At 68.9% G+C, this 20,191-nt stretch carries 16 protein-coding genes; 1 reads left to right on the top strand and 15 read right to left on the bottom strand.

Annotation, left to right across the window (positions count from 1 at the left end; genetic code table 11):
- Positions 1 to 4 precede the first annotated feature (4 nt).
- From E8M83_RS16755 to E8M83_RS16720, 8 genes are all read right to left on the bottom strand, one after another.
- A complete protein-coding gene (locus tag E8M83_RS16755; RefSeq protein WP_137174485.1) occupies positions 5 to 1,219 on the bottom strand; it encodes an efflux RND transporter periplasmic adaptor subunit in 1,215 nt (404 codons plus the stop codon).
- Between the two features lie 192 nt (positions 1,220 to 1,411).
- Positions 1,412 to 1,585 carry a hypothetical protein gene (locus E8M83_RS26330; protein WP_229491598.1) on the bottom strand — a complete coding sequence of 58 codons (174 nt, stop codon included), beginning with the start codon at positions 1,583 to 1,585 and terminating at the stop codon, positions 1,412 to 1,414.
- A gap of 116 nt (positions 1,586 to 1,701) precedes the next feature.
- The gene (locus E8M83_RS16745) at positions 1,702 to 3,951 is read right to left on the bottom strand and encodes a TonB-dependent receptor domain-containing protein (protein WP_137174484.1); all 2,250 of its coding nucleotides are present in this window, start codon (positions 3,949 to 3,951) and stop codon (positions 1,702 to 1,704) included.
- 21 nt (positions 3,952 to 3,972) lie between these two features.
- A complete protein-coding gene (locus E8M83_RS16740) occupies positions 3,973 to 4,701 on the bottom strand; it encodes an ABC transporter ATP-binding protein (protein WP_137174483.1) in 729 nt (242 codons plus the stop codon).
- Positions 4,702 to 4,709: 8 nt separating this feature from the next.
- Positions 4,710 to 6,119, bottom strand: a complete 1,410-nt coding sequence (locus E8M83_RS16735; protein WP_137174482.1) for an ABC transporter permease subunit — start codon at positions 6,117 to 6,119, stop codon at positions 4,710 to 4,712.
- Positions 6,116 to 7,549, bottom strand: a complete 1,434-nt coding sequence (locus E8M83_RS16730) for a DUF3526 domain-containing protein (RefSeq protein WP_137174481.1) — start codon at positions 7,547 to 7,549, stop codon at positions 6,116 to 6,118. Before E8M83_RS16730 ends, E8M83_RS16735 begins: the two co-directional genes overlap by 4 nt.
- The gene (locus E8M83_RS16725) at positions 7,549 to 9,687 is read right to left on the bottom strand and encodes a TonB-dependent siderophore receptor (protein ID WP_137174480.1); all 2,139 of its coding nucleotides are present in this window, start codon (positions 9,685 to 9,687) and stop codon (positions 7,549 to 7,551) included. The genes E8M83_RS16730 and E8M83_RS16725 overlap by 1 nt, the downstream gene beginning before the upstream one ends.
- A 297-nt stretch (positions 9,688 to 9,984) precedes the next feature.
- A complete protein-coding gene (locus tag E8M83_RS16720; RefSeq protein ID WP_137174479.1) occupies positions 9,985 to 10,287 on the bottom strand; it encodes a hypothetical protein in 303 nt (100 codons plus the stop codon).
- A 330-nt stretch (positions 10,288 to 10,617) separates the two neighbouring features.
- Between E8M83_RS16720 and E8M83_RS16715 the strand changes: the two genes are divergently transcribed.
- On the top strand, positions 10,618 to 12,870 hold the full coding sequence (locus E8M83_RS16715; protein WP_229491597.1) for a sensor histidine kinase: 2,253 nt from the start codon (positions 10,618 to 10,620) through the stop codon (positions 12,868 to 12,870).
- A 7-nt stretch (positions 12,871 to 12,877) separates the two neighbouring features.
- On the opposite strand, the gene E8M83_RS16710 is transcribed toward E8M83_RS16715, so the two are convergent.
- The 7 genes from E8M83_RS16710 to E8M83_RS16680 form a co-directional block, all read right to left on the bottom strand.
- On the bottom strand, positions 12,878 to 13,243 hold the full coding sequence (locus E8M83_RS16710; RefSeq protein ID WP_137174477.1) for a VOC family protein: 366 nt from the start codon (positions 13,241 to 13,243) through the stop codon (positions 12,878 to 12,880).
- Between the two features lie 35 nt (positions 13,244 to 13,278).
- On the bottom strand, positions 13,279 to 13,644 hold the full coding sequence (locus E8M83_RS16705) for a response regulator (RefSeq protein ID WP_137174476.1): 366 nt from the start codon (positions 13,642 to 13,644) through the stop codon (positions 13,279 to 13,281).
- Positions 13,641 to 15,224: an ATP-binding protein gene (locus tag E8M83_RS16700; protein ID WP_137174475.1), complete on the bottom strand. Its 1,584-nt coding sequence runs from the start codon at positions 15,222 to 15,224 to the stop codon at positions 13,641 to 13,643. The genes E8M83_RS16705 and E8M83_RS16700 overlap by 4 nt, the downstream gene beginning before the upstream one ends.
- Positions 15,225 to 15,253: 29 nt before the next feature.
- A complete protein-coding gene (locus E8M83_RS16695) occupies positions 15,254 to 15,907 on the bottom strand; it encodes a response regulator (protein WP_137174474.1) in 654 nt (217 codons plus the stop codon).
- 121 nt (positions 15,908 to 16,028) lie between these two features.
- Positions 16,029 to 17,621 carry an ATP-binding protein gene (locus E8M83_RS16690; RefSeq protein WP_137174473.1) on the bottom strand — a complete coding sequence of 531 codons (1,593 nt, stop codon included), beginning with the start codon at positions 17,619 to 17,621 and terminating at the stop codon, positions 16,029 to 16,031.
- A gap of 14 nt (positions 17,622 to 17,635) precedes the next feature.
- On the bottom strand, positions 17,636 to 18,292 hold the full coding sequence (locus E8M83_RS16685; RefSeq protein ID WP_137174472.1) for a response regulator: 657 nt from the start codon (positions 18,290 to 18,292) through the stop codon (positions 17,636 to 17,638).
- A 210-nt stretch (positions 18,293 to 18,502) separates the two neighbouring features.
- Positions 18,503 to 20,182, bottom strand: coding sequence for a DUF11 domain-containing protein (locus E8M83_RS16680; protein ID WP_137174471.1), 1,680 nt, complete (start codon positions 20,180 to 20,182; stop codon positions 18,503 to 18,505).
- Positions 20,183 to 20,191 lie beyond the last annotated feature (9 nt).

Genomic DNA, 20,191 nt, shown 5'->3' with positions numbered 1-20,191 from the left:
TCGCTTATCCCTGGCGCGCCGGCGCCGGCGCAGCTGGCGGATTGGCCGGGGCGGCGGGCGCCTGGCTGGCCGGCGCCGACGGCGCACCGATCCGCACCACCGTGCCCGGACGCAGCTTCTGGGTGCCGCTGACGATCACGCGCTCGCCTTCCTTCAGGCCCTCGTCGATCAGCCAGTAGCCGTCGACCAGGGCGCCGGTGCGCACCGTGCGCAGCGCGGCCTTGTTCTCGCGGTCGACCAGCATGACGGTCGCCGTGCCTTGCGGCGTGCGCGAGACGGCTTGCGCCGGCACCCGCATCACGGCCTGGCGCACGCCCTGGCTGACGCTGGCGCGCACGAACATCCCCGGCAGCAGCAGCCGGTCGGGATTCGGGAAGCGCGCGCGCAGCGTGACCGCGCCGGTGGCCTGGTCGACCGTCACCCCGGAAAACTCGAGCGTGCCGTGGCGAGCGTAGGTGCTGCCGTCTTCCAGGGTCAGGCTGACCCTGGCGGCATTGGCGCCATCCATGCGCACCCGCCCGGCGGCGATCTCGCGCCGTAGCGCCAGGCCGTCGACGCTCGACTGCTGCAGGTCGACGTACATCGGGTCGATCTGCTGGATGGTGGTCATCAGGGTGGCCGCGCTACCCTGCACGTAGGCGCCCTGGGTGACGGCCGAGACGCTGCTGCGGCCCGTGATCGGCGCGCTCACGCTGGTGTAGCCGAGGTTGATGCGGGCCGTCTCGACGGCGGCCCTGGCGGCGGCGACGTCGGCCGCGGCTTCCAGCTGGGCCGCTTCGGCATTCTCGAATTCCTGCTTGCTGACCGCGTTTTCCTTGACCAGCACCTGGTTGCGCTTGAGCTGGGAGGCGTTGCTGGCCAGGGTGGCCTGGGCCCGCTGCAGCTCGGCCTCGGCGCTGGCCAGCGCGGCGCGGTAGGGCGCCGGATCGATCAGGTACAGCGGATCGCCCTTCTTGACGTCCGCCCCTTCCTTGAACTGGCGCTCTTGCACGATGCCGTCGACCCGGGCCCGGACCTCGGCCAGCAGGTAGGGCGCGGTGCGGCCGGGCAGGGCGATGTTCAGCGCCACGTTGGACGTGCTGACCGTCAGCACCGCGACTTCCGGCACGGTCGGCGTGGCAGGTTTGGGTTCTTTGGCGCAGGCGGACAGCAGCAGCGCCGCCAGAACGGCGGCGCCGAGGGCCGACTGGCGCCGGCGCAAGGGGGTAGTCGAGGGCATGAAGTCGGATCCGGTTTGCAAGGTTGAGAGCGTATTTTTCCCTACCTTGGACTATGCCCGGCGCCGGCTTAAGCGGGGGTGTTCGAATTATTAATTTTAGTTAATGTTTCCCTTTTGAGAATGGATGAGCGATAGATTTCCTGTTGTTGCAACTTGCGGATGGGCGATAGCTTTTTGCTGATGCGCTCAGCGCTAGCGCCCAACCCCTTCGCCGCGCGCGAAGGCCAGCAAGTCGGCGCCTACCCTGTCCTTGTGCGTTTCGGTCAAGCCATGCGGCGCCCCGGCATAGCAGAACACGAACGCCTGGCCGCGGTCCCAATCCTTGTAGTAGATCTCGGCGCCGTTGCGGGTGGTGAAGGTGGCCATCGTGTTTCCTTTCGACGTGGTGGAAGTGGCCCGGCACCGATGAGATGCCGGGCCTCGTCGATTGTTCCGGATCGGCGCGATGGCGTTGCCGACCGGCGCAAGGATGAGAACCGGGATCAGAACTGATTGCGCAGTCCAAACACGATATTGCGTCCGCGCAGCGGCGATTGCGCCTTCACGAACGAGGCGTGGCTATAGGCCAGCTCATCCGTGAGGTTGGTGCCGCTGAGGTAGACCTCGGTCCAGCGGCCCTGGCCGTGAGGGAAGCGGTAAGCCATGGTCGCATTGACCATATGGTAGCCATCGGTCCGGGTCTCGAGCGGCGCCAGGCGGTCCTGGGTGAACTGGCGGTAGACCTCGAACCCCGCCGACAGCGGTCCCCAGTTGCCGTCGTAGCGCGCGCCCAGCCGTGCTGGCGGGATGCGCGGCAGGTAGCCTTTCTCGTCGCCGAGTTCGGCATGCACGTAGTCACCGAACACGGTTACACGCGAGTTGGGCGTGAGCCGGTAGCTGGCCTGCCCGTCGATGCCGGAAAAGCGCGCCTTGCCCGCGGTATAGACCAGGAAATGGTGGGCGAGACCGTTGCGGCTGTCGGTTTCCAGCGTGTGTGCATACACATAGTCGTCCACATCCTGGTGGAACAGGCCGACTTCGAACTCGAACGGGCCCCCGGCCTTGCGGAAGGTCAGGTTCAGCGTATCCGATTGTTCCAGCACGTCGCCGCGGAAAATACCGGCCTCGTCGAGGATGGGATCGATGAATTCCCAGTCGGCCAGCAAGCCCAGTTCATAGCTGTTGGTGGCGAGATTGTTACCGAAGGCGAACAACTCGCGCATCGTCGGCGCGCGCTCGGTGCGGGCCAGCGACAGGGCCGCCGAATAGCCGCCGCCAAGATCCCAGGTCGCGCCGATCGACGCCGAGAGCGGCCGATGCTTGCGGTCGGGATTGCGTTCGGCATGGCCCTCGCGCATGCCTGCTTCGAGTTCCTGGCGCCAGTCCGGGCCGTAGATCTGCTCATAGGAAGGGATGTATTCGTCCGGCACCCTGATGAAAAATTGCCCGGGAATGGGCACGCTGACCGTACGCCAGTCCTTGCGCACGGCAAGCTCGACGTCGACGGGGCCGAATGCGCGCCGTTCGCTGAAGAAGAGGCCGGTGTTCTCGGTCACATAGCGCTCTTTCTCCTCGAAACCGTAGAAATTGGTCGACGGCACGTGCAAGTCGATCAGGTTCAGCCCGCCGAACGTGCCGTCCGTATATTGCAGGCCCAGGGTGCCGGTAAAGCCCAGCAAGGGCTTGTGGGTGAGCTCGAGGCGGCCATCCTTGACCTTGTTGGTATAGCGGCTGTACAGGATGGGGCCATCGATTTCGTCGTGCTGGTAGTCGGTATGCGATGCACGGAACTTCAGGCCGGAGAAACCGGGCAGCGGATCGACATAGTCTGCCCGCACATCCGCGCGGTCGCTGCGCAGGTCGATCCAGGCCGTGTCCGAATCGGGATTGTCCAGCGGATTCTGGTAACTCCCGTGGCCCACGCAATGCAGGTCGACCCGTACCGGATTGAAATAGCCGTGCAGGTGGCACACGCCATTCGCGTGGCTGTGACCGGGCAGGCCGTATTCGTTGCGCACGCGCGTGTAGGCGGCGCCGATATAGCCTTTTTTCGTGATCCACGATGCGCCCACGCTATAGCTCTCGCTGTCGGCGAAGGAGTCGCGCAGCCGGTCCGTGCCGAACGCGGACGGCACATCGTACTCACCGGCATTGCGCCGGGCCCCTTCGGCATGCACGGCAAGATTGCCGCTGCCGGCAGTGACGCGGCCGACCACGGTTTTCTCACGGTCGCCGGTGCCGTAGCGGACTTCGGTCGCGCCGCTGACGCCGCCTTGGGGGATCAGCTTGGGCACCTTGCTGTCGACCAGGTTGATGGCGCCGCCGGTCGCGTTGCCGCCGTAGCGTACCGCCGCCGGCCCGCGCTGGACCTCGATCGCGTCGAGCAGCAGCGGATCGGTGGCGATGCCGTGGTCGGGGGAGATCGACGACACGTCGAACAGGTTGGCGCCGTCGCTCAGCACCTCGATGCGCGGCAGGGTCTGGCCGCGGATCACCGGCCTGGCGGCGCCGGCGCCGAAATTGTCGAGGTGCACGCCTGGCAGGCCGGCCAGCGTTTCGCCCAGCGTGCCCATGCGGCGCCGGACGAGTTCCTGGCTGGCCAGGGTCTGTAGCGGCGTTGCGGCCAGGGGCGCCGCATCGTCGCGGCGGGCGGTGACGACCACGGTGTTGTCTGGCTCGGGCTCGCGCTCGGCGGCCAGCGGCAGGGTGGACATCAGGGCGAGGCAGGCGCCCAGGGTAGGGTTGCGTTTCATGGGTTTCCTTTGGTATCGGTATCAAACGTGTGGAGCACTCGACGCGGCGAGCGCCATCTCTTCCAGGTACAGTTGCTCGAGCTCGCGCGCCGAGACTTCGCTGGCGCGCAAGGTACGCAGCAGGCGGCCGTCGCGCATCAGGCCGATCGTGGTTGCGACTTCGCGCGCGCGGAACAGGTCGTGGGTGGCCATCAGCACCGCCGCCCCGGCGTCGCGCTGGCGCTGCAAGAGGCGGTGGAACTCGGCGCTGGCCTGCGGGTCGAGGCCCGACGTCGGCTCGTCCAGCAGCAGGGCGCGCGCGGCGCGCGCGATCGACAGCGCGATCGCGACCTTCTGGCGCATGCCCTTCGAATAGCCGGCGGCGCGCCGGTCGATGGCGGCGGCCGGCACCCCGGCCTGTTCCAGCCAGCCGCGCAGCCTGGCCGGGGTGCGCTCCGGGACCCCGGCCAGGCCGGCGAAATAGTCCAGGTTTTCAAGGCCCGTGAGCTCGCCGTACAGCGCCACCTGTTCCGGCAGGTAGAGCAGGCGCCGGCGCGCCGCCAGCGGGTCGCGCCCGACGTCGATGCCGTCGACCAGGGCCTGTCCCGAGGTCGGCGCCAGAAAGCCCAGCAGCAGCTTGATGGTGGTGGTCTTGCCGGCGCCGTTGGCGCCGAGCATGCAGAAGATCTCGCCCGGCGCGATGCGCAGGTCGAGCTGGTCCAGGGCGCGCTGGGCGCCGAAGGATTTGGACAGGGCGATGGTGTGCAGCATGGGGGACCTCATTCGGTGAAAGTGGCGTGGCGGCGCAGCCGGCGGCCGGCGAGCAGCAGCGCGGCCATGCCGAGGACGATGACGGCGGCGTCGAACAGCAGCGCCCCGAGGCGTTCGCGGGGCGGCGCCTCGGCCAGGGAGAAGCGGGGGAGGCCGCGGTCGTAGTCGGCGACGGTGAGCAGCCGGTCCTGTTCCAGGTGGCGCCCGACCAGCTGGCGCACCTCGAGCAGGAAGCCGTGCGCCTGGCGCTGGAAGCGCAGGGCGCGCGCGGCGTCGCTGCCGGCCAGGCGCTCCAATGCATCCTGCAGCGCGATGGCGGGCGAGACGATGCGCAGGCCGTCGAGCCAGGCCAGGCGGCGCGCTTCCTGCTCGCGGTAGGGCTGGAGCGCCTGCCCGATCAACTGTTCTCCTCGCGCCACCTCGAGCGCGCGGCGGCGCAGGCTGTCCGGGATATTGGGCGCGGGCACGCGCCCGGGCTGCGCCGCCGTCCCGAGCTGCGTGCGTAGTTCGGCGCGTGCCTGCATCGCCTTGGCACGCAGCGCGTTGGCGCGCTCGGCCTGGCTCACCGGCGGGGCGGCCAGGTCGGCCACGCCCAGGGCCAGCGCCGGCAGCAGCACCACCAGCGCCAGCCAGGCGGCCAGGCAGCCCAGCGCGGCCTGGGCCGCGCTGCGGGCGGCCAGGTTGACCACCAGCGCGAGCAGGAGCCAGAACAGGGCGTACAGCAGCGCCAGGCCGCCCGCCAGCAGCAGGGGCCCGGCGCCGGCCCGGCTGGCAAAGGCCAGCACCGCAACCAGGATCGCCACCAGCGGCAAGACCAGCAGCAGCGCGCGCGCCACGGCCTTTGCCGCCAGCAGGCGTCCTGGCGCCACCGGTTGCGACAGCAGCCAGGGCGCCATCCCGCGCTCGCGCTCGGCCGCGAACAGGTCGAAGCTGCCGGCCAGCACCAGCAGGGGCAGCAGCCAGACGATCACGAAGGCCAGGTCGAAGCGGCCCGCGGCCAGCACCGCGGGGTTCTCCATGCCGGCCGTGTGGCGGTCGAAGATCGTATTGCTGGCGCTGAAAGGGAAGATCGTGGCCGCCATCGGATAGCCTTCGGCCTGGCCCACCGTGAGCACCGCCAGTTCGCCCGGGGGCAGGATGGCGCGCAGCGACATGGCGGTGGCGTACAAGGCGCCGCCATAGCGCGACTTGTTCTCGGGCGTGACCTGCTCGGCGAGCTGGGTGCGGCGCAGGGCGTGGGTCGCGCGCTCGTCTTCCAGGATCAGCGCTTGCGTGGCCTGGCGATCCTCGACCCAGGCGGCGCCGTTCCAGGCCGCGTAGGCGCACAGCAGCAGGAACAGGAACCACAGCGGCAGCAGCCAGCGCCCGCGCAGCATGCGCCGCGCCTCCATGCGGATGATGGTCATGACGGTGCTCATGCGCGGCCCTCCAGGCGGCGTGCGCCAAGGCGCATCAGGACCAGTGCGCCGGCCAGCCAGGCGGCCAGCACGGCGAACGGCGCCAAGGTGCGCGGCAACACCTCGCCGAGCGCCAGCGGACGCGGCGTGAAGACGATGTCCCGCGTGATGGCGGCGACGTCGCTGGCGTACTCGCGCACCTGCGGCTTGCGATGGAGCTTGATGTCGCGGTTGAGCGCCTGAACCGTCTGGTAACGGTAGCGTTCGGCCTGGGCCAGGAAATGGCGGTGCGCTTCCATATCGGTGCGCGCCAGGCTGGCGGACAGCGGACGCAGGGCCAGCAGCGGCGAGACGACGCTGCCTGCCAGCGCCAGCCGCGCCTGGGCCGCGTAGCCGGCATACAGCCGGTCGAAGTGGCGGTTGTAGATGTCCGATGTCGCCTTCTCGCCATGCTCGAACAGCAGGCCGCTGTAGTTGATGGGCAGCTCGTCGATGTGGCTGACGCCATACTTGGCCAGGGTCGCCTTCTCGAACGCGGCGAAGCGGACGTCGCGCGGGCTGTGCCCATCCGGTCCCTTCATCACTTCTTCGGTCACGGCGGCCTCGAAGGCTTCGGCGGTCGGCGTCGGATGGCGCGCCTCGGCCAGCGCCGGGGCCAGCATCGGCGCCAGCACGGCGGCCACGATCCAGGACGCCAAGCCCGCGGTCAAGGCGCCACGGCCGCTGCTGCTGGCCGCCGAGATGGCGAGGACGATGCCGAGGAAGGCCAGCCAGTACAGGCCGTAGCCGGCCAGCATCAGGCCCAGCGCCGCGAAGTGGGCGGCGCTCCAGGCCGGCATGGTGGCCAGCGCCGCCAGCACGCCGACCACGGCAAGCAGCAGCAGCAGGGCCGTCGCATGGGCGATGAAGCGGCCCAGCACCAGCTGCCACGCCGTCGCGCCGGCGCCGATTTCCTGCCATGCCAGCTGGCGCTGGCGTTCGCCGCCAAACACGCCGAAGGCGGCGAACACGATCATCAGCGGTACCAGTACCTGCAGCGCGAACGCGGGACTGAAGCCCCCGAAGCGGGCCAGGGCGGCGCCGCCGTCGGTGGCCCGGAAGCGGCTGGCGTTCTGGACGTGGCCCTCGAGCTTGACGGTCGAGCCCAGGTGATCCGTCAGGCCCGGATCGAGCGCCGCCAGCGGCGCGGCCGGCTTGTACACATAGCGCCCGAAGTGGGCGGCGCCATGCGGATTGGCTTCGCCCTGGGCCTGCCAGACCTGCGCCTCGACCAGGGTGTCGTGACGGCGCGCCGTGTCGCCGCGGCGCGCATCGAGGGCGGCGTCGAGCAGGGCCAGCGCGCACAGGGCCAACACCAGCAGGCCGAGCAGGCGCAGGCGGCGTTCGCGTAGCAGCGAGGTCCACTGCAGGCGCGCGACGAGGCGCAGGGGAGTCAGGGTGCTAGCGCCCATCAGAGGCTCCCGCGCACGCTCAGCAGCACGCTGCGCGGGTCGCCATGGATGTTATAGGTATTCAGGCCGCCCACCCGGGCCCAGTAGTGGCGGTCGAACAGGTTGTTGACCGCCAGCGTGACGGCCAGCCGAAGGTCCAGCGCATAGCCGACTTGCGCATTGGCGACCGCGTAGCCGCCCTGTTCGCGCAGGCCGGGCACGCCCGTGCCCAGCAGCGCGCTGCTGGCGGTCACGCCGCCGCCCACGAACAGCCCGCGCATCCAGGCCGGCTGCCAGCGGGCATACAGCTTGAGGCTGTGCCTGGGCTCGAAGGTCGACCATTCGGCGCCTTCCAGGGTCGGGTGGGTGCCGTATTCGGTGCGCAGGAAGGTGTAGCCGGCCGTCAGGTTCAGCTCGGGCAGCGGGCGCCCGCCGATCTCGAACTCGACGCCGCGCACCTTGACTTCGCCGGCAGGCACATAGACGTCGATGACGTCGGTGGCCAGCGCGCGGTTGCGGTCGCGCGCATTGAACATGGCGGCGGAGGCATTCAGGCGGCCGTCCAGGAACACGCCCTTGGCGCCGAGTTCAAGCTGGCTGCCCACGCGCGGGTCGAGCGTGCGGCGCTGGGCGTCCATGGCCGACTGCGGGAAGAAGATGTCGGCATAGGAAACATAGGCATTGACGTCAGGAGCCAGGTGCCACAGCAGGGCTGCCGATGGCGTGACCTCGCCGCGCTCGCGGGTGGTGGCGACAAAGGCGGTCTCCGGCGTCGGCGCTATATTGCGGTTTTCGTTGCGGTAGTTGGAGCTGCGCGCGCCCAGCGCCAGCGTGAACGGGTCGGCGATCGACAGCCTGGCCTGGGCGTAGGCGCCGCTCTGGGTCACCCTGTTGGCGCTGCCGCGGGTGAAACCGCCAGTCGGTTCCGGCACGCTGTCGGGGTCGAAGATGTCGACGTTCGGCACTGCGGCGTAGGTGACCGACTGGTTGTCGGCCACGCGCCGGTCGACGTTGTAGCCGACCGTCAGGCCGTGGCGGCGGCCGAACAGCGAGAATGGGCCGCTCGCGAACAGGTCGGCCGCTTCGCGCTCGAAGTCCAGCCCGGCCATGCGGCGTGCATAGGTGGCGGTGCCGCTGGCGCGGTCCACCCCCGTGGTCGGATAGCCGTCCTTGTAGAACTTGTCGACATTGCGGCGCACCGCGCGGGCCCGCACTTCCCAGCCGGACGCCAGCCTGTGCGCCAGCTCGATTTCTCCCTGGCTGGTCGCCCACGACATGCGGTTCCAGGATGGATAGACATGGGTCTCGCGCGGCACGTCGAGGAAGGCGCCGTCGTTCCAGGCCGGCAGGCCCATGGTGGTCGAGTCGAGGTCGTCGACCTGGCGCGTGAAGGCCACCGACAGGGTGGTGTTGGCGGCCAGGTCGGCGTCCAGCGCCAGGTAGCCCAGCCATTTGCGGTCGTGGGTGACGTCGTGGAAGTAGTCACGGTCCTGGAAGGTGCCGACCGCGCGCGCGCGCAGCGTGCCGGCGGCGTTCAGCGGGCCGCCGGCATCGATCTCGACCCGGCGGTTGTCATGGGAGCCGACGCTGGCGGTCGCCGACAGCTGCTTATGGCGGCTGCCGCGCTTGCGCACGAAATTGATCACGCCACCCGGCTGGCCGGCGCCGGCGGTCACGCCCGACGGACCGCGCAGCACCTCGACCCGCTCGTAGAGCGCCAGCTCGAATTCCTGCTGGCCGCTGCCGGCCTGGCTGGCGGGAATGCCGTCATAGCTCAGCTCCATCGCATAGCCGCGGGCGCGGAAATCCGGGTTGGCGCCGTCGAAGGGCATCACGCTCACCCCCGGCGCCTGCTGCATCAGGTCGCCCAGGGTGAACAGGTTCTGGTCGCGGATGCGCTCGGCGCTGAACACGGTGGCCGATTGCGGGATGTCGACCAGGCGCTGCGGCGTCTTGCCGCCGACCGTGGCGTGCGACGGCGCGTACGGCTCGTCCAGGCTGGCGTTGACGACGACTTGCGGCAGGGCCTGGGCGGCGGCGCTGCCAGGGATGGCGGCGGCACATGCTGCGGCAAGTGCGGCGCAGATTCGCCATGCCATGGCGGTGCGGCGTGGCGCAGGGCCGGATGCGGTGGGCGAGCTTGCGTAGGGCTTCTTCATTTTCTTTCCTTGAGGCGTGCGGCGGCCCCGTCCCGCCAGAGGGGGACGCGACAACGCCGCCGGGTGAGGCAACGGCGTTGCGAAATCAGGCGCGCGCGGCGCAGGCGGCCGTGCGCAGGCCCGCAGGGCCGGCAACGGCCCGCGGGTAGATGGCGATGGTCATGGTGCGGTGTGGACCCGGTGCATGGCCGCGACCGCGCAGCCGGCGCACGGGCGCAGGCGACGGGACTGGCCGAAACGTGAGGACGCACGGGCGCGCATCAGGCGCGCCGGGCGGACTTCAGGTGCAGCGACGGATCAGGCGAGGGGAGGGGCGCGCGAGCGGAAGGCGAGCGCGGGTGCGGCGTGGAAGCCGCGTGCAGCGAAGGCGTGGTGGACGATGCCGGACGCATCGGCCGCTTGCAGCTGGAAGGTGGACGCGGGCAGGACGGCCGCGAACTGGGCCGCGGCGACGCACAGGTCGCAGGCATGGGCCGCGAATTCCTGGGTATCGCTGCTCAGTTCCTGGACCGCCGCAGCCGCGACCGCGCCTGGGGCCAGGTGGCTGACCGCGTGCGACAGCGATGCCTGCTGGGTCAACAGCAGGAACAGCATCAGCAACAGTGATAGCGGTCGACGCACGGTCTGGATCAGCCTGAAGGAAAGCTCGTAAATATGGTCGCAAACAGCGAGCGACGGCAAGACCTTGCAGTATAAACCAGAGTTTGGCGTGCCCTCTGGATTTTTTTGCTAGCAAGAATGGAAATCTGGTTTTTTTCTGTGGCACACAGGCCACGATAGATATTGAACATAACGATCTTGGAGTTCTCGCAGGGAAACTATTCACGTAAAATCGTCCGGTTACAGGTCTGATACAAATTTTTGTTGATGCGTATGCCAACTGTCCGGAATCTGCCACGCTTCCTGCTTCCCCGAGGTCTGGCAGGATACATGGCGCTCGCAACCTCGATCCTGTGTGGCGTCCTCACCGTCATCCTGGTCGCGCTGGTCCAGAACCAGGCGCGCGACCACGTGCGCGAGAGCATCGGCTTCGGCCTGGGCGAACTGGCCCAGCAGGCCGCGGACAAGCTCGACCGCGGGATGTACGAACGCTACCGTGAAGTGAACCTGCTTGCGCGCCGCATCGCCGACCTGGGCCCGGCCGCGACCCTGGAGTCGCAGCGCCGGATGCTCGACGACGCCCATCGCAGCTATGGCTACTACAGCTGGATGGGTATCGCGACCGTGGACGGCAAGGTCCAGGTGGCGGCGCGCAGCCTGCTCGAGGGCGCCAACGTCGGCGCACGACCGTGGTTCACGAACGCGCTGGCCGGCACCCACATCGGCGACGTGCACGAGGCGCTGCTGCTGGCCAAGCTGCTGCCGTCGGTCGATGGCGAGCCACAGCGCTTCGTCGACATCGCTTTCCCGATCGGCGCGCCGGACGGCCGGCCGCGCGCGGTGCTGGGCGCCCACCTGTCGTGGCAGTGGGCGCGCGATGTAGAGCGTTCGGTGATCGAGCCGATCCAGGAAGGGCGACAGGTCGACGCCCTGATCGTCGATACCAAGGGCCTGGTACTGCTCGGGCCGCCAGGCTTGCAGGGCACCACCATCGACACCGACAGCCTGCGCCGGGCGCGCACCGCGCGTGGCATCGGCTATGTGCTGGAACGCTGGACCGACGGCAAGGAATACGTGGTCGGTTATCGCCAGACCGACGGCTATGCCGACTATCCTGGCATGGGCTGGACCGTGCTGCTGCGCCAGGAAGCGGGCAACGCCTATGCGCCGGTGCACCACCTCGGCCAGTATGCGCTATGGACCGGCGTCGCGCTGGCGGTGCTGTTCTCGATCGCCGGGGTCCTGGTGGCGAACTGGATCACCCATCCGATCAAGAGCCTGCAGGAGCACGCCAACCGTATCCGCCTGGGCACGGCCGCGCCGCTGGTGCCGGACGAGCGCTCCTACGACGAGGTGCGCAGCCTGTCGAACGCCCTCAACACCCTGCTGGCCGACCTGGTGCGGCGCGGGCGCGAGCTGGAAGAACTGAACCGCACGCTCGAAGAGCGGGTGAGCGAGCGCACCCAGGAATTGGCGGGCGCGCTGGCTACCGTCCAGCAGAACGCCCAGCACATCAATACCATCATCGAGACCGCCCATGACGCCTTTATCGGCATGGATCTGGACGGCATGGTCACCGACTGGAATACCCAGGCCGAGCGCATGTTCGGCTGGCGCCGCCACGAGGCGATCGGGCGTCCGCTGGCCGACCTCGTGCTGCCGCAGCGCTACCATGATTCGCTGCGGCGCGCGATCGTCGAATTCCGCACCACGGGCCACACCAATGCCCTGAACCGTCGGGTCGAGCGCATCGTGCTCACCCGCCAGGGCGAGGAGTTCGCGATCGAGATGACGGCCGGGATTGCCGGCATCGGCGAGCGCAGCTTCTTCAGCATCTTCCTGCACGATATCTCGCTGCGAAAGCGGGTCGACCAGATGAAGAACGAGCTGGTGGCCACCGTCTCGCACGAGCTGCGCACGCCGCTGACGTCGATGCGCGCCTCGCTGTCGCTCCTCAAGAGCGGCGCGGCCGGCCCGATCGACGGTGAGGTGGAAGAGCTGGTCGAGATCGCGCACCGCCACTGCGAGCGCCTGGTGCGCCTGGTGAGCGATATGCTGGACGTGGAAAAGGTCGAGTCGGGGCGCCTGTCGGCGCAACCCCGGCCGCAGGCCCTGATGCCGGTCGTGCTCGATGCGCTCGGCGCGATGCGGGTCCAGGCCCAGGATGCGCAGGTCGAACTGCGCGCCAGCTGCGCGCCGGGCCTGGAGCAACTGCCGGCCGATGTCGACCGCGACCGCATCACCCAGGTCTTGCTGAACCTGCTGTCGAATGCGCTCAAGTATTCACCGCCACGGGGCGCGGTCGAGCTCACGCTGGCGCGCAGCGAGCGCGGCTTGCGCATCACGGTGGCCGACCGCGGCCCCGGCATCCCGGCCGCCTTCCGCAACCGCATCTTCCAGCGCTTCGCCCAGGCCGATCCGGGCTCGGACCGCAAGACCAGCTCGGGACTGGGGCTGGCGATCAGCCGCCAGATCATGGTCGAGCATGGCGGGGAATTGTGGTTCGAAGACCGTGCGGGCGGCGGGACCTGCTTCCATGCCGACCTGCCGCCCAGGGCGGCGTCGAGCCGCCCGTCGGACTAGGGCGCGCTCAGGCGGCCGCTTCGTCGGCGGTCCACACGGCCAATTCGTAGCCGTCGGGATCGATGAAATGGAAGCGCCGCCCGCCGGGGAAGGTGAAGGTCTCCTTGCTGACGGTGGCGCCGGCGTCGACGACCCGGCGCTGGGTCGCTTCGAGATCGTTCGAATACAGGATGACCAGCGGGCCGCCCGCGCGGACCGGCCCGTCCGTGGTGAACCCGCCGGCCAGCCGGCCATCGCGAAATTCGGTGTAGCCGGGACCGTAGTCGACGAAGGTCCAGCCGAACGCCTGGCCATAGAAGGCCTTGCTGCGCGCGATGTCGGCGACGTTCAATTCGATATTGTCGATCTGGTGATGATTGCCTTGCGTGCCCACGGTGCGTCTCCTGGAAGCGTGTCGGAGCTGCAATCCTACCTCAACAAGGCCGCCGCGGCCTCCACCAGCGCCTCGGGACTGAACGGTTTTACCATATAGTGATCGGCCCCTGCGGCCAGGCCCGCCGCAAGGTCGCTCTGCTGGCCACAGGCCGATAGCAGCATGATCTTCATGCCTTGCATGCCGGGCGTGTCCTTCAGCTGGCGGCACAATTCCAGGCCGCTGATGCCTTCGCCGAGCCAGACGTCCAGGATCAGGAGGTCAGACACGGATTCGGCCAGCCTGGCCAGGGCCGCTTCGGCGCTGGCAGCCTGGCTCACCTCGCCCAGCGCGCGCAGGGTGAGGCGGATCAAGAGGCGCAGGTCGGGCTGGTCGTCGACGACGAGGATGCTGCGTGTCATGCGCAGCCCTCGGAGTCGGGGGAGGCGCCGTCGCGCGGCAGCCAGAGGGTCACGCTGGCGCCGTCGCCAGGAACCGATGCGATCTCTACCTGGCCGCAGTGGACGGCCACGATCTCGCGCACGATGGTCATGCCCAAGCCGTTGCCCGGCACGTCGGGCAGGGCGCCGGCGCGCCAGAAAGCGTCGAATACCTGGCCCTGCTGTTCCGGCGTCATGCCGACGCCACGGTCGATGACGCTTACCGCGACCCCGGGTTGGCCGCTGCGCGCGGCCTGCGCCAGGCGAATCTCGACCGCGCTGTCGGGCGCCGAGTAAGCCAGCGCATTGGCGACGATGTTGGCCAGCGCCTGCTGGACGCGCAGCGAATCGGCCATGACCTGCGGTACGGCGGGAGCCGGATGCAGCACGATACGGCGGGCCTGCGACGCATCCCCGACGCCGGCCTTGACCTGGTCGAGCACCAGGGCCAGGTCGAGCGGCGCCGGGTGCATCTGAGCCGAGCCGCCGGCATCGATGCGCGCCAGGTCCAGCATCTGGTTGACCAGGCCGATCAGGCGGGTGGCCTGGCGGTGGATGATGTCGATCAGTTCGCGGCCGGTGGCGGCGTCGAACTCGCGCTTGAGCAACAGCTCCGAAAAGCCCAGGATGCTGGCCATCGGCGTGCGCAGCTCGTGGCTGGCGGTGCGGAAGTAGTCGTGGCGGCGCCGGTTGGCGGCGCGCACCCGCTCCTGCTCGGCGCGCAGCCAGGCGATGTCGCGCACCGTGGCCACCAGGTGGACCTGGCCGCCGAGCAGCATCTCGGCGATCGAGACCTCGGCCGCGAAGGCGCTGCCGTCGGCGCGGCGGCCGGTGCCTTCGTGGCGCGCCACCGGCTTGGGCTGCATGCCGATAAGGGCGCTGGACGGCTGGCCGGCCAGCACCTGGCAGGGCGCGCCGAACATCCGTTCGGCGGCCGGATTGCACGACTGGATGTTGCCGGCCGCGTCGAACAGCAGTACGCCTTCGGGCAGGTGGTCGAGCAGGGCGCGCACCGTCTCGGCCCCGCGCCGCTCGCGCTCGGCCGCGGCCTTGAGCTCGATGGCCGCGACTTCGTTGGCGACGATGCCGGCCAGGTCGCGCAGCAGGGTACGTTCGCCATGTCCGAATTCGCGCGGCACGCGGTCGATGATGCACAGGGTGCCGATCCGCACGCCGTCGCCGACCTCGATCGGCGAACCGGCATAGAAGCGGATCGGGTCGTCGCCGCGCACCAGCGGATTGTCGGCGAAACGGTCGTCCAGGCAGGCGTCGGTCACCACCATCACGTCGTCCTGCCGGATCGCGTGGGCGCAGAACGAGGACGAGCGCGGGCTCTGTTCGAGCGCCATGCCCACCCGCGACTTGAACCATTGGCGCTCGGCGTCGACCAGGCTGACCAGGGCGGTCGGCACGCCGAACAGGCGCGCGGCCAGGCGCGTGATGCGGTCGAAACGCTCGTCGGGTGGCGAGTCCAGCAGGTCCAGGTCGATCAGGACCTGCAGGCGCCGTGCCTCGTCGGCGGGCAGGGAAGCGGGAAGTTGGGGCGTCTCGTTCATCATCATTGTACGTGCGGGGACAAGGGCGGCCCGGATCAGCCGGCCGCGGGCAGGCGCGACGTCACTGCCGCGCGCAGGGCCGCCAGCGGGGCCGGCTTGGTGAAGAAGGCGACGTCCTCGGGCAGGCCCAGGGCCTGCACCGTGGGCTTGTCCATGCCGCTGACGACCACCAGCGGCAGGCCGGCGGTGGCGGGATTGTCGCGCAGGGCGCGGATCATGCCGAAGCCGTCCAGCCCCGGCATGTGCAGGTCGCTCACCAGGATGTCGGGCCGCGCTTCGCCGATCCGCACCAGCGCCTCGATGCCGTTGCTGGCCTTGCGCACCGCGAGGTCCATGCCCCAGGTCGAGATCTCAAGCTCGTACAGGCGCAGCAGCATGGCGTCGTCGTCGACGATCAGGACGCTGCGGGCGCCGGCGCGCGGGGCGCACGGCATCGGACGCGCGGGACGCGGCGCGGCTGGCGCACCGCCCAGCGCAGCCCGGCGTTCGGCGAGCATGCACTCGACCGACGCCAGCGTGATGCGGCGATGTCCGCCGGCCGTCTTCCAGGCCTGCAGCGTGCCGTTCTCGACCCACATCTGCACCGTGCGGTGCGATACGCCGATCCGCTCTGCAGCCTGCCTCGTGGTGCAGTAGGCGGCGCGGTCGAATAAGCGTCCTTCGTAGACTTGCTGATCGGCGATTTTCATATTTACTGATTTTACTGTTTCACATTTGGCTGTCAAGGCCAATCCGCGTACCGCTTGAATTACCTCCGAGCAAATCGATGGAAACGGGACGGGTGTGGTGCGCGCGGTACAAATGCGGGCCTTAGCCGGCGCCGTCCTGCGCCAGGGTCGCAGGCAGGTAAAGTGTGACTTCGGTGCCGACGCCAAGGGTGGATTCGACCGCGATCTGGCCGCCATGCAGGTCGACGATCTCCTTCAGGATCGTCATGCCCAGGCCGCTGCCCGGCACGCTGGAATCGCGGTCCACGCGGTAGAAGGCGTCGAACACCTGGGCCTGTTGCTGGGGCGTCATGCCGATGCCGCGGTCGCGCACGCGGATCGCGATCATCGGGCGCGCATTGCGCTGTTCCAGGCGCGCGGCGAGCACGATCGGTGTGTCGGGCGCCGAATACTTGATGCTGTTGCTGACGATATTGGTCAGCGCCTGCTGCATTTTTTGCGGGTCGGCCGCCAGCGCTGGCAGCCCTGGCGCGAGATCGGTGCGCACGCGGTGGGCCTGGCCCAGGCCTTCCAGGCTGGCCAGGGTCTGCTCCACCAGCGCCGGCAGCGCAACTGCGGCGAACTTCAGTTCGGCGGCGCCGCCGGCCTCGATGCGCGCCAGGTCGAGCATCTGGTTGACCAGGTCGACCAGGCGGGCAGACTCGCGGTGGATGATCTCGACCAGTTCGCGCTGGGTGGCGGCGTCGAACTCGCGCTTGAGCAGCAGCTCGGAAAAGCCCAGCACGCTCGACATCGGCGTGCGCAGCTCGTGGGTGGCGGTAGCGAAGTGGCGACGCCGCCGTTCGTCGGTGGCGCGCGCGCGTTCTTCGTTGGCGCGGCGCTGCGTGATGTCGCGCACGGTGACGGCGAACTTGGGCCGCGCGGCCCAGGCCATGCGGCAGTACGAGAATTCGACCGGAAACTGGCTGCCGTCCAGGCGCCGGGCGCCGCTCTCGTAGGGGCAGCCCTCGAGCAGCAGGCCGGCGCGGCGGCGCGCCACCAGGTCTTCGTCGAGCAGTTCGGCCAGCGGACGTCCGGCCAGCAAGGCGCCGCTGGCGCCGAACATCTTTTCGGCGGCCGGGTTGGCGGCCACGATCACGCCGTGGACATTGAGCATCAGGATGCCGTCGGGCAGGTGGGCGACCAGGGCTTTTTCCCAGCCTTCGGGCGCGGGGCGGCCGGCCGGTCGCGCGCGCAGCTCGTCCCCGGCGATGGCCGCCAGGTCGCGCAGGGTGGCCATCTGCTCCCCGTCGAACTGGCGCACCTGGCTGTCGATCACGCACAGGGCGCCGACCCGGCTGCCGTCGGGCGCGGCCAGCGGGACGCCGGCATAGAAACGTACGCGCGGCTCGCCCAGCACGAAGGGATTGGCGGCGAAGCGCGGATCCAGCCGCGCGTCTTCGATCACCAGGCCTTCGGGGTGCTGGATGGTGTGGGTGCAGAACGAGGTGGCGCGTGATGTTTCGCGCAGGTCGATGCCGACGCGCGACTTGAACCACTGGCGTTCGGCGTCGACCAGGGCGACCAGCGAGATCGGCACGCCCAGCAGGCGGCATGCAAGCCGGGTAATGCGGTCGAAGCGTTCTTCGGGCGGGGTGTCGAGCAGTTGCAGCTCATGCAGGGCCCGTACGCGCGCGGCGTCGGGCTGGGGATCGGGCAGTAAAGTACGAACGTTTCTGTGCGGCTCGTGTCGCATTCTTCTTGTCCTGGTTAACTCTCCATGGTGTGATCGCCCGCGTCCAGGATCTGTTCGACCTTGGCGCGCAGTTCAGGGAAACGCACCGGTTTGGAGAATACCGGTATGTCGGCCGGCAGTCCCATCGAGGCGATGGTTGCCCGGTCCAGCCCGCTGATCACGATAATGGCCATCTTGCCATAACGCGGGTCAGCGCGTAGCGTACGTACCATGCGGAAACCATCCATGCCCGGCATGTTCAAGTCGCTGATCAAGAGGTCGGGTTTCGCTTCGCCGATCCGGATCAGCGCCTCGAAGCCGTCGCGCGCCTTGATCAGTTCGGCGTCCAGGCCCCAACCCGAGATCTCCAGTTCATACAGGCGCAGCAGGGTGGAATCGTCGTCCGCCATGACGATGCGGCGCGCCGTCGAGGGCGCCGGCTCGGCCACGGCGGCGGCAGGCTGGCCGCCATTCACGGCCTGGTTGCGCTGGGCGACCAGCCGGTGCACCGAGGTGAGCAGGATGCGGCGGTGGCCGCCAGCCGTCTTCCACGCCTGGAGCACGCCGCCCTCGACCCACAATTGAACCGTTCGATGCGAGACGCCGAGCAGGCTGGCGGCCTCCTTCGTCGAACATACTTCGGAGGAAACGGGGTCTGGCTGCGCCGGCGCTGGACTGCTGTGCGATTTCATGGATTCAGGTGTGCAAGTCGGTTAAATGCCCGCGCCGGCACGGCCGGGAAATGCAAGCGGCGCGCGCCGCTGCATCGATACAGGCATGTCCACATGCGCAACAAATACGCACGGGCAAGTCAGCAATCTATCAAATTCTCACACTTTGCGATAGTGAAACTCGATAATTCGTTTCTTTATTGTAACTTGCAGTGACGAAGTTATGCAGCACTATTGAACTTTGACCGAAATCGTGACGCTGCCGGTGGCGCCCGGCGCCAGCGTGCCGGTCACGCCCCACTCGACTTTCCCGGTGGCGCCGACCTCCGGCTTGCTCGACACGGTGCAGGAAAGGCCGGCCGGCATGGCGCCGCAGGCACTGTCCACATAGGTAGTATACGCCGGGGTCGGATCGCTGACCTTCAGGTTGTTGAGTGTGGTGGTGCCCTTGTTCTCGAAGGTGATGGTATACACGATGGTGCTGCCCGGCAGGGCGGCGCTCTTGTCGGCCGCCTTGGTCAGCTTGAAGTCGTCGCAGGCCTGGCAAATGCCTTCCACCGTGACCACCATCTCGCCCAGGCCGATGCCCAGCAGCTTGAGCAGTGGGTCGGCCACGCCCGACAGCACCGGCGACAGCAGCGGCGACACCACCTTGGTCACCAGGGTCTCGAGCAGCGGCAAGACCACGCCCTCCAGCAGGCCCAGGTTGGCGACGCGGATCTGCAGCTTGCTCACCAGGCTGTTGGCGGCGTTCGTCACGAACAGGGTGCTGCTGCTGACGGTGCGGGTCTGCGGGAAGTTGCCGCTCATGGTCACGCTGGTGGAGAACGGCGCCTGGCCGCGCACGATGCTCTTGACCTCGATCGGCAGGTCGATAGCGACCAGGTTCAGGAGCAGCGTGGCCTTGAGCGCACCGATGGTGCCGAACTGCACATCCGAATCCTGGATGCGGCGCGTGCGGTTGAAGAACACGTCGTCTTCGATCTTGCCGACATACAGGTCGGCCACGCCCGGCGCCACCTGCAGGGTCACGGCCCTGGCGGCGGCGTTCACGGCCGCCAGGCTGCCTTCGCCGCGCGCGACCTCGACGTAGACGTCGAGCTGGCCGATGCCGACCGAGGCCGACTTGAACAGGCCCGTGGCGACCAGGGTGTCGGTGACCGGCGCCAGCGTCACCAGGTCGAGCTTGAGCTTCATGCGGATCGCGGCCGAGTGGAAGGTCGAGCCGACCGGGCCGCAGTTGTACACCGGCGGTTCGATCACCTGCGCATACAGCTGCAGGCTGTTGACCACGCCCAGGGCGCCCAGCAGGCCGCCCGAGATGCCGATCGGGGTCGGGGTAGTGAGCACATTGCGCTTGTTGTAGAGCTGCACCAGGCCGGTGAACATGTCGAGCGCATTGATGGTGCTGGCGCCGAGCGCGCCGGTGTCGACGCTCAGTTTGAGCAAGTCGCCCAGGCGCACGGTGGCACCCACGCCGTTCAGGCGCGAGGCCAGGCCCGACAGGGCCGAGGCCAGCTGCGGCCTGGCTTCGGCCTGGGCCTGGACCGACAGGCCGGCCGCGATCTGGGCCAGGGTCAGGTTGGTCCCCAGCACCTGCGAGGGGCTGGACAGGTTCAGCTGCGCCTGCAGCACCTTCAAGAAGCCCAGCAGGTTCAGGTTGCCGCCGGCCAGGGCATTCCAGTCGACGGCGTTGAGCGAGACACCGGTGCCCAGCAGGCCGCCCAGCAGGGGGCCGAGCAGGGCGCTCTTGTTGGTGTCGACGCTGGCCAGGCGCGGGCCGGCGGTGATGCAGGCGCCGCTGGCGGTGCATTCGGCGCGCGCCGGGGCGGCGGCCAGCACGCCGGCCAGCAGGCACAGGGCGGCCAGGGTGTTGCGGATCCAGGCCAGGCAAGTCGGTTGCGAAGTCATGTCGATTCC

It is taken from the genome of Massilia sp. HP4, from assembly GCF_005222695.1.
GTDB lineage: Bacteria > Pseudomonadota > Gammaproteobacteria > Burkholderiales > Burkholderiaceae_D > Telluria.
This window is presented reverse-complemented; position numbering and strand designations above follow the sequence as displayed.

Excerpts from the sequence above, each read along its gene's own strand:
- E8M83_RS16690 (WP_137174473.1), bottom strand. The coding sequence starts at position 17,621 with ATGCGACACGAGCCGCACAGAAACGTTCGTACTTTACTGCCCGATCCC.
- E8M83_RS16700 (WP_137174475.1), bottom strand. The coding sequence starts at position 15,224 with ATGATGATGAACGAGACGCCCCAACTTCCCGCTTCCCTGCCCGCCGAC.
- E8M83_RS16695 (WP_137174474.1), bottom strand. The coding sequence starts at position 15,907 with ATGAAAATCGCCGATCAGCAAGTCTACGAAGGACGCTTATTCGACCGC.
- E8M83_RS16755 (WP_137174485.1), bottom strand. The coding sequence starts at position 1,219 with ATGCCCTCGACTACCCCCTTGCGCCGGCGCCAGTCGGCCCTCGGCGCC.
- E8M83_RS16685 (WP_137174472.1), bottom strand. The coding sequence starts at position 18,292 with ATGAAATCGCACAGCAGTCCAGCGCCGGCGCAGCCAGACCCCGTTTCC.
- E8M83_RS26330 (WP_229491598.1), bottom strand. The coding sequence starts at position 1,585 with ATGGCCACCTTCACCACCCGCAACGGCGCCGAGATCTACTACAAGGAT.
- E8M83_RS16730 (WP_137174481.1), bottom strand. The coding sequence starts at position 7,549 with ATGGGCGCTAGCACCCTGACTCCCCTGCGCCTCGTCGCGCGCCTGCAG.
- E8M83_RS16735 (WP_137174482.1), bottom strand. The coding sequence starts at position 6,119 with ATGAGCACCGTCATGACCATCATCCGCATGGAGGCGCGGCGCATGCTG.
- E8M83_RS16745 (WP_137174484.1), bottom strand. The coding sequence starts at position 3,951 with ATGAAACGCAACCCTACCCTGGGCGCCTGCCTCGCCCTGATGTCCACC.
- E8M83_RS16740 (WP_137174483.1), bottom strand. The coding sequence starts at position 4,701 with ATGCTGCACACCATCGCCCTGTCCAAATCCTTCGGCGCCCAGCGCGCC.
- E8M83_RS16705 (WP_137174476.1), bottom strand. The coding sequence starts at position 13,644 with ATGACACGCAGCATCCTCGTCGTCGACGACCAGCCCGACCTGCGCCTC.
- E8M83_RS16680 (WP_137174471.1), bottom strand. The coding sequence starts at position 20,182 with ATGACTTCGCAACCGACTTGCCTGGCCTGGATCCGCAACACCCTGGCC.
- E8M83_RS16715 (WP_229491597.1), top strand. The coding sequence starts at position 10,618 with ATGGCGCTCGCAACCTCGATCCTGTGTGGCGTCCTCACCGTCATCCTG.
- E8M83_RS16725 (WP_137174480.1), bottom strand. The coding sequence starts at position 9,687 with ATGAAGAAGCCCTACGCAAGCTCGCCCACCGCATCCGGCCCTGCGCCA.